Origin of the sequence: Tepidimonas aquatica (assembly GCF_007556585.1) — a bacterium.
In the GTDB taxonomy this organism is placed as follows: Bacteria; Pseudomonadota; Gammaproteobacteria; order Burkholderiales; family Burkholderiaceae_C; genus Tepidimonas; species Tepidimonas aquatica.
The window spans coordinates 48,729-62,606 of sequence record NZ_VJNA01000008.1 but is presented as its reverse complement, the minus strand read 5'-3'; the positions used below and the strand labels follow the sequence as shown (position 1 = coordinate 62,606).

The following is a 13,878-nucleotide window of genomic DNA, read 5'->3' as shown; positions in this document are numbered from 1 at the left end:
CTCCCGCAAATCGCGCACACGAGGATGTGAAAGTGGGAGATATTTTTGCCGAGAAAGCGTGAAATCCAGAGCTAAATCAAATAGTCAAGAGTAAATCAGGGGGTGGCTGGGTACAACGCGTCACCCGCTCACCCACAACATCAACGCATACACCCCCGTGCCCAGCAGCGTGGAGGCCGCCAGCCCCCCGCGCAGGCGCTGGAGGAGGATCACGGCGGCGATGGCAACGGCCGTGGGCAGGGCGCGGGTGGGGCCGGCGGCTGGCCACAGCAGGGGGAAGAGCGAGGCCACCAGCAGGGCGGCGATGGCGGCCGGGCCGATGGCCGAGGACCAGCGGCGGATAAGGTTCGAACGCTCGGTACTTTGACGCAGCCCCCACCAGAAGGGCAAGGAGCGCAGCAGGAAGGTGCCCAGCCCACAGGCCAGCACGGTCAGCAGCTGTATCCAGCCGGCTTCACTCATCGTCGCCGTCCTCGTCCACGTGTGCCTGCAGCAACTGGAGGGCCGCACCGGCCAGCATGCCGGCCGGGATGGCCACATGGGCCGGGCCCAGGGCCAGGCCCAGCAGCGTGACACCCGCCGCCCCCCACAGCGCCCGGCCACGTCCGTGCACCCCCATCTGCAGCAGCAGCGACAGGAAGAGCGCCGGCAGCACGAACTGCAAAGCCTCCTGCAGCAGGGGGATCCGGTCCACCAGCTGGGCGCCGGTCTCGGCCCCCAGCCAGGTGCCAGCGATCCACGCGCCATAAGCCCCGGCCTGCAGGCCAGCCAGCCAGCCCGCGCGCTGGGCCGGGGCCAGGGTGGGCAAACGCGCGGCCGCGCAGGCGAAGACTTCGTCGGTCAGGCCAAAGGCCAGGGCCGGGCGCACGCGGGCCGGGCGCGCCTGCGCGAGCTGTTCGGCCACCACCCGACCGTAGAGCAGATGGCGGGCATTGAGCAGCCAGATGGTGGGCACCACCGTCAGCGGCCCGCCGCCGGCGGCGAGCAGGGACACCAGCACGAACTGGCTGGCCCCTGCAAAAACGATGGCTGAGATGGCCACGGCCCATGGAGCCCCCAAACCCATCTGAACGGCGGCCAGCCCGAAAGAAAAAGCCACGGGCACGTAGCCCGCTGCAATGGCCAGGCTGTCGCCCAGGCCGCGCAGCACCTGCCGCGTCATGCGCCCTCCGGCTTGCTGAAGGTGAAGACATGGGTGCCCCCGCCCCAGTCGTCGCTGCCGGTGGTGGCAAACACCCGGCGGTGGCGGCGCAACTCCAACCCGGCCAGCGCGGCCAGCCCGGCAAAGCGGCGCGGGAAGGTCTTGCGCTCGACCTCGTAGTCGAAGCCGGCCACCATGGCCTGCAGCTCCAGCCAGTAGAAGCGCACGAAGGCCCCGATCTCATGTGCAGGGCGCTCGCGCAAACCGGACTCGCACAGGCGCGCATACAGGTTACGGCACAGGCTCACCGCCTGGTTCGTTTTGCCCTCGGTGGCCGCGACCATGGCCATGATGATGGAGCGGCGCAAGTCGCGGTAGAGCCTGAGGTCCAGCCCCCCTTCGGAGGCCGGCGGCTCACCCACCCAGGCCATGCTGGCCAGCAGGTAGGCGCTGTGGTGGCGCACCAGGGCGAGGTTGCGTTCATCCACGCTGGCGAATTCGGGCAGGAACTCGTCGGCCACCACCAGCAGCCCGCCGGGCTGCAGCAGCTGCATGGCCTTTTGCAGCATGAAGGCTGTGTTGAAGTGGTGCGAGGCGCCGAAAGAGGTGATGAGCGGTGTCTCGCCGCTCGGCAGGTCGAGCTCCAGGAAGCCGCCGTGATGCAGCTCGATGCCCTCAACCCCGTGGGCATTGCGCTGCAGGCACACAAACGCCGCCTCGTCGGGTTCGACGGCCAGGAAACGGCAACCCGGATGCAGCTCGTGCAGCATCAGCAACGGCAGACCCGGCCCTGCGCCCACGTCGATGGCCTGCAAGGCGGGCTGCGGTCCGGCGAAGCTTGCGATATCCTGGGCGGCGGCCACTACTTGGCGGGCGTAGGCGGGGTGCAGCAGCTCGAAGGTATCGTACTGCTCCACGTCGATGCGGCTGGAGAACGGCCCGTCCCGGCCGCCGCGCTGCGCCGCTGCGGGCGCCGGGCGCACGTGATGCAGCTGCCGCGGCATGCACATGCGCCCCCGCTGCAGCAGCACCTCAGCGGCCAGGCTGTTGAGCACCCAGCTGTGGCCCTCCAAATAAGCCTGGATCGCAGCCGTTTCGGGCGCGCCAAGCTCGATGAAGGGCGATTCCGCCAGCCGGGCTAGGCGGATGGCGGCAGCCGGCAGGTCGGCGTTGGCCCAGGCGGGCGGTGCCTGGTCGGGTTGGGCAAAGGCTCCGGTCAGGGGCATGGGCACCACGGCGACATACGGCCCCTGGGCGTCGTCTTCCACCAGCGACAGCACCGGCCAGCGCCAGGGACCGGCGGTGGCCTCGTGCTGCATCTGGCGCAGCTTGAGCAGGCCGTCACGCCCATTGAGCGGCTCACCGCGCAGTCGCAGGATGCGCGCGCCCAGGCCGTTGGACACCTCCAGCAGGGCGCGCTCCATCACGCTGCGCACCCCCTCCCAGGCGCTCGGGGCCTGGGGCCACTCTAGGTAGAGCGTGGAGGCACTGGCCGAATAGGTCTTGGGCGGATACACGATCACCACCATGGCCCGGCCGCCTTGCTCGGTGGCCGCGTACACATGCGGCACATCGGCGTCGAAGGTGTGAGTGTCGCCAGCCCTCACCATGCGCGGCCGGTCGGCCTGCCCCACCAGCATGGCCCCGGACAGCACCGTGATGCGTTCCTTCACCCCTTCCGGATGCGGGGCGGAGTCCTTGCGGCAGCCTGGCCGCAGTTCGATCAGATAGACCTCGATCTCGGGGTCGTCGGTCGATTTTTCGATTAATCGAACAATCACCCCCTTGTCCGACAGCTCGCCGCCGTCGCTCAGTTCCTCGTTGACCAGCTGGCCGAAGGGCACTCCCAGGGCGTTAGCCACAGCCCACAGGGTCTCGATCGTGGGGTTGCCCTCGCCGTTTTCCAGCTGCGACAAGGTCGATTTCGCCACCCCGCTGCGCTCGGACAAGCCCGCCAGCGTGAGCCCTCGCTGTTCCCTAAATCGGAGCAGATTCCTGCCGATGGCTGAGACGGTGCTCACGAGGTTTTCCTGATAGATATCGATGTGAGTTCATTATAACAAACAAACGGTTCGTTCTGTCGGTCTGCGGCCAGGTGTGCCTCTATGGCACGATGGCGCCACATTGCATCCGGGGAAGGAGGTCCACGCTATGTCCATCGTTTTGCTCATCGTTGGCGTGGTCGTCCTGGTGGCAGGGGCTGAGGGCCTCACGCGCGGCGCCGCGCGGTCGTCACTGTCCTGGGGGATCTCGCCCCTGGTGGTAGGCTTGACCATCGTGGCCCTCGGCACCAGTGCGCCGGAGATGGCGGTGTCGGTGGGCGCAGCCGCCAACGGCACCATCGATCTGGTCGTGGACAACCTGGTGGGCAGCAACATTTTCAACATCCTTGTCTGCCTGGGCCTGGCCGGCGTGGTGGCGCCCCGTGGCCTGCCCATTTCCGAAGCTGTCCTGAACTTCGATCTGTGGGTGATGGTGGGTGGCCACGCTGCTGGCCTGCCTGCCCATCTTCATGAGCGGCCGGGAGATCGCGCGCTGGGAAGACGGCGTGCTGCTGGCCTACCGCACCACCGCCACCGCCGCCACGGAGGTGCGCCGCGTCAGCGGCTGGCCGAAGAACAGTGCCCCCAGCAGCACCGTCCACACCGGCATGGTAAAGCCCAGGATGGCCGCCCGCCCGGACGCCAGGGCGGCCACGCCAAAGATGGCCAGCGTGTGCCAGCCCAGCATGTTGGGCAGTGCCAGCGTGACGATGCTGCGCCACTCGCTGCGCCGGGGCGGCAGGCGCACACCGCGCCAGCGATAGAACGCGAACAGCCACAGCGCGCCGCCGGTCATCGTCACGGCGCGGAAGAACAGGGGCGAGAGCTCCTGCAGCGACAGTTTCATGACCGGCCAGTTGACGCCCCACATCAGCGTCAAGGCCACCAGTCCCAGGGCTTGGGCGCGCGACAGCATCACGGGTAGGGGCGGCTCACACCGCCACGGGCGCCTTGATGGCCGGGTGGTGCTGGTAGTCCAGGAATTCGAAGTCGTCGAATTCGTAGTCGAACAGGGTCGGCGGGCGGCGGCGGATGCGCAGCGTTGGGTAGGGGTAGGGCGAGCGCGACAGTTGCAACTGCACCTGCTCCACGTGGTTGTGGTAGATGTGGCAATCGCCGCCGGTCCAGATGAAGTCGCCGACGCCCAAATCGCACTGCTGCGCCACCATGTGCGTCAGCAGCGCATAGCTGGCGATGTTGAACGGCACGCCCAGAAAGACGTCGGCGCTGCGCTGGTAGAGCTGGCACGACAGTCGGCCGTCGGCCACGTAGAACTGAAACAACGCATGGCACGGCGCCAGCGCCATCTGGGGCAGGTCGGCGACGTTCCAGGCGCTGACGATGATGCGTCGCGAGTCGGGGTTGGTACGCAGGGTATGCAACACCTCGCTGATCTGGTCGATGTGGCCGCCGTCGGGTTTTGGCCACGAGCGCCATTGCACGCCGTAGATGGGGCCCAAGTCACCGTCGGCGCGCGCCCATTCGTCCCAGATGGTCACGCCGCGCTCTTGCAGCCAACGCACATTGCGCTCGCCGCGCAAAAACCACAGCAGCTCGTAGATGATGGATTTGACGTGCAGCTTTTTGGTGGTGACCAGCGGAAAGCCCTCCGACAGGTCGAAGCGCATTTGGTAGCCGAACACGCTGCGCGTGCCCACCCCGGTGCGGTCGGTCTTGGGCGTGCCGTGCTCGAAGACGTGGCGCATGAAGTCTTCGTACTGCGTGCGGATCGGGCGTGTGCTCATGGGCGCGATTATCGCCGGGCGGCCGCGGTGCAGTGTGGCCTTACCTGTCGACCAGCACACGCCCGGGGTTGAGCAGGTGCTGCGGGTCCAGCGCCTGCTTGATGGCGCGCATCAGCGCCAGCGCCACCGGGTCTTGGTAGCGCGGCAGCGTGGCGGCTTTGAGGCGGCCGATGCCGTGCTCGGCGCTGATCGAGCCCCCGTGGGCGTGGACCAGGTCGTACACCAGGGTGTTGATGGTGGCTTCGTGCGCCTGCAAAAAGGCTGCCGCATCGGCCCCTGGCGGGCACTGCACGTTGAAGTGTAGGTTGCCGTCGCCCAGGTGGCCGAAGTTGACCAGGCGTGCGCCCGGCACCCGGCGCTGCAGCGCCGCTTCGGCCTCGGCGCAAAACGCGGGGATGCGCGACACCGGCAGGCTGATGTCGTGCTTGACGTTGAGGCCCTCCTGTGCCTGCGCCAGCGGGATGCACTCGCGGATGTGCCACAGGGTGCGCGCCTGCGTGAGATTCGTGGCCACGACGGCGTCCAGTGCGCAGCCCTGTTGCAGCGCGTGCGCCAGCACCGCCTCCAGGCGTGCACGGGCGTGGTCCTCGCCCTCCGCGTCGCTCAGTTCCAGCAGCACCGCGTACGGGGCCGCGTCGCCGGGCAGCGGCATCGGCAGCTCGGCAAAGTGGCGCTGCACCAGCTGCAGCGCCAGCCTGTTCATCACCTCGAACCCGGTCAGCGCCGGCCCCAGGTGCCGCTGCGCCATGCCCAGCAACGCCACCGCCGCCGCCAACGACGGCACCGACGCCCACGCGGTCAGCTGCGCCGCTGGCTGCGGTGCCAGCTTCAGCACCGCGGCGGTGATGATGCCCAGCGTGCCCTCGCTGCCGATCAACAGATGGCGCAGGTCGTAGCCGGTGTTGTCCTTGCGCAGGCCACGCAGACCGTTGCAGATGCGCCCATCGGCGGTGACGACCTCCAGCCCCAGGCACAGGTCGCGCGCGTTGCCAAAGCGCAGCACCTGCGTGCCGCCGGCGTTGGTGGCCAGCACGCCGCCGACGGTGCAGCTGCCCTCCGACGCCAGGCTCAGCGGCAGCCACAGCCCGGCATCCGCCGCCGCTTGCTGGGCGGCCTGCAGCACACAGCCGGCCTCCACCGTCAATGTCAGGTTGTCACGGTCCAGCGCACGCACGCGCTGCAGCCGCTGCAGGCTCAGCACCACTTCGGTGCCGCTGGCGTCGGGCACACCACCCAGCACCAGGCCGGTGTTGCCCCCCTGCGGCACGATCGGCACACCGTGCGCCGCGCAGGTGCGCACCACGGCGGCGACTTGGGCGGTGTCGGCGGGGCGCACCACCGCGCGCGCGCGACCGCGGTGGCGGCGGCGCCAGTCCTGCTCCCACGCGGTCAGGTCATGCGTGGCCGCCGTCAGCACGTGCTCGGGGCCGACGACCGCACACAGGGCGCTGAGCACGGCGTCATCGGGGACGGTGGTGTTGGGTGCAGACATGGGCGTTGGCAACGCTAGGGACTCTGGACGTGCGCAGCGCGCAGGCGCAGCCGCACGTGCGCGGCGCAGGCGGCGAACAACAGCAGCGCCAAGCTGGTCTGGCCCCAGGCCAGCAGCGCCGACAGCCCCGCGTCGTTGCTGCCACGCACCACGCCTTCGGCCACGTAAGGCCACACCAGCAGGCTGAGCCACCGGAACGTGTACAACCGCCACTTCAGCAACCCGGCCAACGGTATGGCCAGCGGCAGCACCTTCAGCGCCCACCACGAGCCACCCTGCCGCAGCGGCGCCAGCCACAGCTCCCACGCCAGACCCAGCGCGATCATGGCGGCCAGCGCGGCGATGGCCAGCGCGCGCGTGCGCGCCACCGCCGGCGGGACGGCGTGGGGGGTGGACGAGGCCGACAAAGGTTGCATCGGCTGGCATGATAGCGGCATGCAGCATGACTCTTCCCGGTTGGCCGTGGCCAGCGTCGGCGCGCTGGCGCAGCGGTTGCAAACGTTCCCCTGGCGCACCACCTGGCAAACGTTGCGCGAGCGCTTCGCGCACGACCGTCTGGCGGTGGCCGCCGGCAGCCTGACGTTCACCACCACCATCTCACTGGTGCCGCTGTTGACCGTGGCGCTGGCGGTGTTTGCGCTGTTTCCGGCGTTTGGGCAGATGGAGCAGCGCGTGCAGCGCTGGATGGTCGAAGCCTTGGTGCCGGACCACCTGGCGCGCCAGGTGGCGCAGTACCTGTGGCAGTTTTCCAGCAAGGCGGCGCAAATCGGGCTTGGCGGGGCGCTGGCGTTGTTGGTGACGGCGCTGGCGCTGGTGCTGACGATCGACCGCCAGCTCAACGACATCTGGCGCGTGCGCCGGCTGCGGCCGCTGGCGCAGCGGGTGCTGATGTACTGGGCGGTGCTGACGTTGGCGCCGCTGCTGTTGGCGGTGGTGCTCAGCGCCAGCTCGTACGCGCTGTCGGTGTCGCGTGGCTGGCTGCCGGTGGCGCACCAAGGCGTCAAGTGGCTGCTGGACGCGGCGGGCTTTGCCGCCGTGGTGGCCGGCATGACGGCGCTGTACCGCTTCGTGCCCAACGCCCAGGTGCAGACGAGCCACGCGCTGGTGGGCGGGGTGTTCGTGGCGGTGGCGTTCGAGCTGGCGCAAAGCCTGCTGGCGTGGTACCTGCGGGCGGTGCCCACCTATTCGGTGGTCTATGGGGCGTTTGCCACCGTGCCGATCCTGCTGGTGTGGTTGTACCTGGTGTGGCTGATCGTGCTGCTGGGGGCGGTGATCGTGGCCTACCTGCCGTTGCTGCTGGCGGGCGTGGCGCGGCGCGGCAACACGCCCGGCTGGCCGATGCAGTTGGCGCTGGAGCTGCTGGCGCAGCTCGACGCCAGCCGTCAGCCACCGCAGCCGGGTCTGACCGCAGCGCAGTTGGCCCGGCGGCTGCGCGTCGATCCGCTGCAGTTGCAAGAGCCGCTGCAGGCGTTGCAGGCGCTGGGCTGGGTCGGGCGCCTGAGCGACGCCGACGGACGCTGGGTGTTGCTGGTCGACCTGCGGCAGCGGACGTTGGCCGAGCTGGCACAGGTGCTGTGGCTGCCGCGCGACGCCAGCACCGAGCCGCTGTGGCGTGCGCTGCCGCTGGAGGCGACGGCGGTGGCGCAGGTGCTGCCGGCTCCGGTGGCACGGCCAATCGCGGGGTGATCAAGCCTCGGTGACGAAGGGGGCGCGCAAAAACCCCCGAAAACGCGCCCGCCCGCCACGCACCGGCGGCGCGCTGAGTGTGTAGCGTGGAAAGCGTGCCAGAAAGCGCCCGATGGCGATGCGGCCCTCCAGCCGCGCCAGACTCAGCCCGGCGCACTGGTGCACACCGAAGCCGAAGGCCAGGTGGCGGTTGTTGGGGCGGCTCAGGTCCAGCCGCTCGGGGTGCTCGAACACCGCGGGGTCACGGTTGGTCGCGCCGATGCACAGCGTCACCAGCGCCCCTTCGGGCAGGCGCACGCCGCCCACCTCGGCGGCGCGCAGCGCGCGGCGGTTGCCGAGTTGGTTGCTCGATTCGAAGCGCAAAAACTCGTCCACCGCGGCGCTCAGGATGGCCTCCTGCTGCTCGGGCTGATGGCGCGCGTCATGCAGCCGTTGCAGCAACCGCGTCTTTTCCTGTGGCCACTCGTGCAGGCACACCAACGCGTTGCCAATCAGGTTGGTGGTGGTCTCGTGGCCAGCGTTCAGCAGGAAGATGCAGTTGTGCAGCAGTTCGGTCTCGGTCAGGCGCTCGCCGTCGGCCTCGCCCTGGATCAGGCGCGTCAGCACATCGCGCTGGGGGTCCAGCGGGTGGCGGCGGCGGTGCGCCACCAGCACGCGCAGGTAGTCCAGCATGTCCAGCACCGCACGTTCACCTTCTTGCCGGCGCTGCGGCGTCAGCACCGGCTCCAACGCTCCCAGGATGGCCAGCGACCAGCCGCGCAACGGGCCGCGCTCGTCGTGCGGCACGCCCAGCAGGTTGCCGATGATTTCGACGGGAATGGCCGCCGCAAAGTCCTCGATCAGATCGCCCCCGCCCTGGGCTGCGATGCGGTCGAGCAGCCCGTCCACCAGCGCCACCAGACCGGGCTCCAGGTCGGCGATGGCGCGCCGCGTCAGCGCCCCCATGATGAGCTTGCGCACCCGCGTATGCAGGGGCGGGTCGTTGAACACCAGGCTCGTCGTGTGGTGCTCGTACAGCGGCGAGTCGGGGCCGTACTTGGGCGCAAACTCGACGTGCTTGTCCGAGCTGAAGGTGGCGGCGTCGCGGTACACGGCCACGAGGTCGGCGTGCCGGGTCAGGAACCAGCTGCCATCGGGCATCGCGCGCACGGGGTCGCGCTCGCGCAACACCGCGTACACCGGGTAGGGGTTGGCCAAAAAGTCGGGCGGCAGCGCGCGCAGGTCGAACGTGCTGGCGATCGCCACCGCACGCTCGGGCGCCATCGGTGGCGTGATGGCTTCAGGTGGTATCGGTGGTGCGTCCATGGCGGTGCAGCGATGTGTGTCGGCCCCTGTCAACCCACGCCCGCGGGCTGGCGCAGCCAGCCGTACAGCGCCTCCAGCACGGCGTCGGGGGCTTCGGTCATCAGCGCGTGGCCGGCGGGCACGCGCACCACCTGCACCGGCACGCCTGCGGCGCGGGTGGCGTCGATGAGCGGCTGCGCGGCTTTCGGCGGCGTCATTTGGTCGCGCGTGCCCAGCACGAACAGCACCGGGCAGCGCACCTGGCGCGCGGCGACCTCGCCGTCTTGGTAGCTGTCGCAGGCGACAAAGCCGCGGTGAAAGACGTTGACCGACGGGTTGCTGGCCAGCACGCGGCGCATCAGCGCGCGCGAGCCGCCGTACAGCCAGGCGCCGGGCCCCAACGCCGAGGGCGGCGGCGCCAGCGTCGAGTGACTGTACACATTGACCATGTCGATGGCTTTCAGCGGCGCGTTGAGCGACGCCTCCAGCAACGCCGGCGACACCCGCATCGGGTACGCCGTGCCCACCAGCGCCAGTTGCGACACGCGCTCGGGCAGCTCGGCCGCGGTCTGCAGCGCGATCAGCGAGCCCCAGCTGTGTCCTACCAGGGCGGCGCGCGCCACGCCCAGCGCGTCCAGGCATCCGGCCACCGCACGCACGGCGTCGGCGACGCTGGCCGGGGTCTGACCGCCACTGCGGCCATGGCCGGGCAGGTCGATGGCCAGCACGTTGAAGCCGTGGTGCGCGAGGTAGCGGCTTTGCAAAATCCACACGCTGTGGTCGTTGAGCACGCCGTGGATCATCACCACGGTGGGCTGCGCGGGGTCAAACGCTTTGCCGCCGGTGTAGGCGTACAGCGGGGCGCCGTGCACGTCGATCATCATGGTGCGCTCTCCCGGGTCAGGCGGCTTTTTCGGCGGCCTTGAAGGCGCGCTTGAGGTCGTCGATCAGGTCGTCGGGGTCTTCCAGGCCGATCGACAGGCGGATCGTGCCGGGCCCGATACCGGCGGCGGCCAGCGCCTCGTCGCTCATGCGGAAGTGCGTCGTGCTGGCCGGGTGGATGACCAGGCTGCGGCAGTCGCCGACGTTGGCCAAGTGGCTAAAGAGTTTGAGCGCTTCGATGAAGGCGCGGCCCTGCGCGCGGCTGCCCTTGAGGTCGAAGCTGAACACGCTGCCGGCACCGCGCGGCAACAGACGCTGCGCCAGCGCGTGGCTCGGGTGATCGGGCAGCAACGGGTGGCCGACGCGCGCCACCATCGGGTGCGCGGCCAAAAAAGCCACCACCTTTTCGGTGTTGGCCATGTGCCGCGCCATGCGCAGCGGCAGCGTCTCGATACCTTGCAAAATCAACCAGGCGGTGTGCGGGCTCATGCAGGCGCCAAAGTCGCGCAACCCCTCGCGCCGGGCGCGCAGGGTAAAGGCGCCTACCGTGGACTCTTCGGCGAACACCATGCGGTGAAAGCCGTCGTAAGGCTCGGCCAGCTCGGCAAAGCGTCCGTCGCGCTGGTGCGCGGCTTCCCAATCGAAGCTGCCGCCGTCGACCAGCACGCCGCCGATGACGGTGCCATGACCGCTCAAAAATTTGGTGGCCGAGTGGACCACCAGGTCCGCGCCCAGCGCCAGCGGTTGGATCAGCCACGGGGTGGTCAGCGTCGAGTCCACCAGCAACGGCACGCCCGCCGCGTGGGCGATGTCGGCCACCGCCGGGATGTCCAGCACGTCCAGGCCCGGGTTGCCCACCGTCTCGCCAAACAGCAGCCGCGTGGTGGGGCGGATGGCGGCACGCCAGCCATCCAGATCGCCGGGGCGCACGAAGGTGGTTTCGATGCCAAAGCGCCGCAGCGTGTAGTGCAGCAGGTTGTGGCTGCCGCCGTACAGCGCGCTGGAGGCAACGATGTGTCCGCCTGTGCCCATCAGCGTGGCGATGGCCAGGTGCAAGGCAGCCTGGCCGCTGGCGGTGCTGATGGCGGCGATGCCACCTTCCAGCGCCGCCACGCGCTGCTCCAGCACCGCGTTGGTGGGGTTGCTGATGCGGCTGTAGACGTGGCCCACGCGCTCGAGGTTGAACAGTGCCGCGGCGTGGTCGGCCGACTCGAAGACGAACGACGTCGTCAGGTGGATCGGCACCGCGCGCGCGCCGGTGGCGGGGTCGGGGGCGGCGCCGGCGTGCAGCGCCAGGGTGTCGAAGCCGGGATCGGCGTAACCAGGCATGGTGTCTCCTCGCATTGTGGTCTATATTAGCTACACGGCGGCCGCAGTGGCCGCGCCCACGAGACAACAGGAGCCCCACGATGAAAGTTCGCGAAATCCTGCGCGTCAAAGGCGGCACGCTCTACACCGTGTCGCCCGACGAAAAACTGGGCCGTGCCGTGGAGACGATGGCGCAGTTCGACATCGGCTCGCTGGCGGTCATGGAGCACGGCCAACTGGTTGGCATGCTGACGTTTCGTGAGGTCATCGACACCATCGCGCGCAACGGCGGCACGGTGGGCGACGTGACGGTGCGCAGCATCATGGACGACCACCCGATGACGTGCACGCCCGAAACCGAGCTCGACCAGGTGCGCCCGATGATGCTGGAACGCCACACGCGCTACATGCCGGTCATGGACGGCGGCATGCTGATGGGGGTGATCAGCTTTTACGACGTGGCCAAGGCGGTGGTCGAGATGCAAAGCTTCGAGAACAAAATGCTCAAGGCCTACATCCGCGACTGGCCCGAAGACGACGCACCGGCCGCCGGCACGGGCGCCGCTGCGGACGGCGGCACGTCGGCCGCGCAGGGCGGGGCGGCGGCGCACTGACACCGCGCCGTGACCGAAGGCGTCGGACCAGCGCTGGCCACCCTGCTGGGCGGGCTCGGCCTGTTCCTGCTGGGCATGGAGCTGATGACGGACGGGCTGCGCCTGGCCGCCGGCTCGGCGCTGCAGCGCATCTTGCGTGCCTCCACCACGACGCGGGTGCGGGCGCTTGCGGTCGGTGGGTTGGTGACGGCGGTGGTGCAATCGTCCAGTGCCGTCACCGTGGCCACGATCGGTTTTGTCAACGCCGGCTTGCTGCCGCTGGCGGGGGCGCTGTGGGTGCTGTATGGCGCCAACGTCGGCACGACGATGACCGGCTGGCTGGTGTCGTTGCTGGGCTTTGGCTTCAAGATCGACGCGCTGGCGCTGCCGCTGGTGGGCGTTGGCGTGGCCGTGCGGCTTACCGGTGCGGGCAGCCGGCGCGCCGCGCTGGGTACGGCGCTGGCCGGGTTTGGCCTGCTGTTTTTGGGCATCGAAATGCTCAAGCACGCCTTCGATGGCGTGGCCAGCGCCATCACGTTGCCCGCCGGTGTCGGGTGGACCGCCGTGCTGGCCCAACTGGGCGTGGGCTTGGCGCTGACGGTGCTGATGCAAAGCTCCAGCGCGTCGCTGACGGTGGCCCTCAGCGCTGCCGAGGCGGGCTTGATCAGCGCCCAGGGTGCAGCGGCGGTGGTCATTGGGGCCAACATCGGCACCACCGTCACCGCGGTGCTGGCCGCTGTGCGCGCCACCCCCAACGCCAAGCGCGCCGCGCTGGCGCACGTGGCGTTCAATGTCATAACCGCTGGTGTGGCGCTGGCGCTGCTGCCATGGCTGGTGCAGGCCCTGTTGCAGGCCAAGCAGGCGTTGGGCTGGCCGCCGCTGCCGGCGCTGACGGTGGCGATGTTCCACACGCTGTTCAACGTGCTGGGCGTGCTGCTGATGTGGCCGCTGACGCCGACGCTGACGCGCTGGTTACAGACGCGCTTTCAAGCGGCGGAGGAAGACGAGGCCCGTCCGCGCCACCTGGACCCCACGGTGCTGGCGGTGCCGGCGTTGGCGCTGGACGCGTTGCGGCACGAGCTGCAGCGCCTGCAGGGCCTGGCGGTGACAGCGTTGCGCACGGTGCTGGAGCTGCCCGCGCTGCAGCCCGCACCGGTGGCCGGCGCGCCGGACGTGGCGGTGGTGCAACAGCGCTTGGGTGCGGCGCGCGGCGCGGCGCACGCGCTGCAGCGGGCGGTGGCCGACTTTGTGGTGCGCTTGCAACGCGCGGAGCTGGAGCGTGCCAGCGCCGAGCGCCTGCCCGACTTGCTGCGCGTGGCCCGCTACGCCGAGGTCGCCGTGGAGCAGGCCGACGAGGCGGCCGAGGCCCTGGCGCCGTGGGCGCAGCCGGTGGCGGGGCTGCCGCTGCTGGAGCTGGGCGCGTTTGGGCAACGCGCGCGTGCGTTGCTGGAACTGCTGCACACCAGCACCGGCGCGGACGCCACCGCGCTGGACGCCGCGCTGACCGAAGCCGAGGACGCCTACGCCGTGCTGAAAGCGGCGCTGCTGCGTGCCGGTGCCCAGGGGCAATTGCCGCTGGACGCGATGGACGCCTGGCTGCGCGCGGCCAGCGAGTTGCGCCGCGGCTTGCAACAAATCACCAAAGCGGCGCGGCTGGCCCTGGCCAGGGTGACGGCCGCGGGCGGCGACGCTGCGGGATAATGCC

Annotated in this window: 13 protein-coding genes and 1 pseudogene; 4 read left to right on the top strand and 10 right to left on the bottom strand. The window is 69.8% G+C overall.

The annotated features are described in order from the left end of the window. Positions 1-120 precede the first annotated feature (120 nt). From Taqua_RS04370 to Taqua_RS04360, 3 genes are read right to left on the bottom strand one after another with little or no spacing between them, the layout of a single operon-like run. Positions 121-462, bottom strand: coding sequence for an AzlD domain-containing protein (locus Taqua_RS04370; protein ID WP_185969553.1), 342 nt, complete (start codon positions 460-462; stop codon positions 121-123). After that, entirely contained in the window at positions 455-1,162 is a 708-nt protein-coding gene (locus Taqua_RS04365; protein ID WP_143969135.1) for an AzlC family ABC transporter permease, read from the bottom strand. Before Taqua_RS04365 ends, Taqua_RS04370 begins: the two co-directional genes overlap by 8 nt. Further along, the gene (locus Taqua_RS04360) at positions 1,159-3,162 is read right to left on the bottom strand and encodes a helix-turn-helix domain-containing protein (RefSeq protein WP_144325078.1); all 2,004 of its coding nucleotides are present in this window, start codon (positions 3,160-3,162) and stop codon (positions 1,159-1,161) included. Before Taqua_RS04360 ends, Taqua_RS04365 begins: the two co-directional genes overlap by 4 nt. 130 nt (positions 3,163-3,292) lie before the next feature. Here Taqua_RS04360 and Taqua_RS13775 point away from each other — a divergent pair. Further along, positions 3,293-3,559: pseudogene (locus Taqua_RS13775) on the top strand (calcium/sodium antiporter); the annotation flags it as partial. 141 nt (positions 3,560-3,700) lie between these two features. Here Taqua_RS13775 and Taqua_RS04350 read toward each other — a convergent pair. From Taqua_RS04350 to Taqua_RS04335, 4 genes are read right to left on the bottom strand one after another with little or no spacing between them, the layout of a single operon-like run. Continuing rightward, a complete protein-coding gene (locus tag Taqua_RS04350) occupies positions 3,701-4,099 on the bottom strand; it encodes a DMT family transporter (RefSeq protein WP_082668429.1) in 399 nt (132 codons plus the stop codon). Positions 4,100-4,115: 16 nt separating this feature from the next. Further along, positions 4,116-4,928 (bottom strand): thymidylate synthase, encoded by an 813-nt coding sequence (locus Taqua_RS04345; protein ID WP_144325076.1) that lies wholly within the window; start codon positions 4,926-4,928, stop codon positions 4,116-4,118. A gap of 40 nt (positions 4,929-4,968) precedes the next feature. Then, entirely contained in the window at positions 4,969-6,420 is a 1,452-nt protein-coding gene (locus Taqua_RS04340; protein WP_144325074.1) for an FAD-binding oxidoreductase, read from the bottom strand. A gap of 14 nt (positions 6,421-6,434) precedes the next feature. Further along, on the bottom strand, positions 6,435-6,836 hold the full coding sequence (locus Taqua_RS04335) for a DUF2069 domain-containing protein (RefSeq protein ID WP_144325072.1): 402 nt from the start codon (positions 6,834-6,836) through the stop codon (positions 6,435-6,437). Between the two features lie 19 nt (positions 6,837-6,855). Between Taqua_RS04335 and Taqua_RS04330 the strand changes: the two genes are divergently transcribed. Next, positions 6,856-8,106, top strand: a complete 1,251-nt coding sequence (locus Taqua_RS04330) for a YihY family inner membrane protein (protein WP_144325070.1) — start codon at positions 6,856-6,858, stop codon at positions 8,104-8,106. Here Taqua_RS04330 and Taqua_RS04325 read toward each other — a convergent pair whose 3' ends face one another. From Taqua_RS04325 to Taqua_RS04315, 3 genes are read right to left on the bottom strand one after another with little or no spacing between them, the layout of a single operon-like run. Next, a complete protein-coding gene (locus tag Taqua_RS04325; protein ID WP_425472580.1) occupies positions 8,107-9,411 on the bottom strand; it encodes a cytochrome P450 in 1,305 nt (434 codons plus the stop codon). Between the two features lie 29 nt (positions 9,412-9,440). Next, complete coding sequence (locus Taqua_RS04320) at positions 9,441-10,274, bottom strand: alpha/beta fold hydrolase (protein ID WP_144325068.1); 834 nt, start codon at positions 10,272-10,274, stop codon at positions 9,441-9,443. A gap of 16 nt (positions 10,275-10,290) precedes the next feature. Beyond that, positions 10,291-11,601, bottom strand: coding sequence for an O-acetylhomoserine aminocarboxypropyltransferase (locus tag Taqua_RS04315; protein WP_144325066.1), 1,311 nt, complete (start codon positions 11,599-11,601; stop codon positions 10,291-10,293). An 80-nt stretch (positions 11,602-11,681) separates the two neighbouring features. On the opposite strand from Taqua_RS04315, the gene Taqua_RS04310 reads away from it, so the two are divergent. After that, on the top strand, positions 11,682-12,194 hold the full coding sequence (locus Taqua_RS04310) for a CBS domain-containing protein (protein WP_144325064.1): 513 nt from the start codon (positions 11,682-11,684) through the stop codon (positions 12,192-12,194). A gap of 9 nt (positions 12,195-12,203) precedes the next feature. Next, entirely contained in the window at positions 12,204-13,874 is a 1,671-nt protein-coding gene (locus Taqua_RS04305; protein ID WP_144325062.1) for a Na/Pi cotransporter family protein, read from the top strand. Positions 13,875-13,878 lie beyond the last annotated feature (4 nt).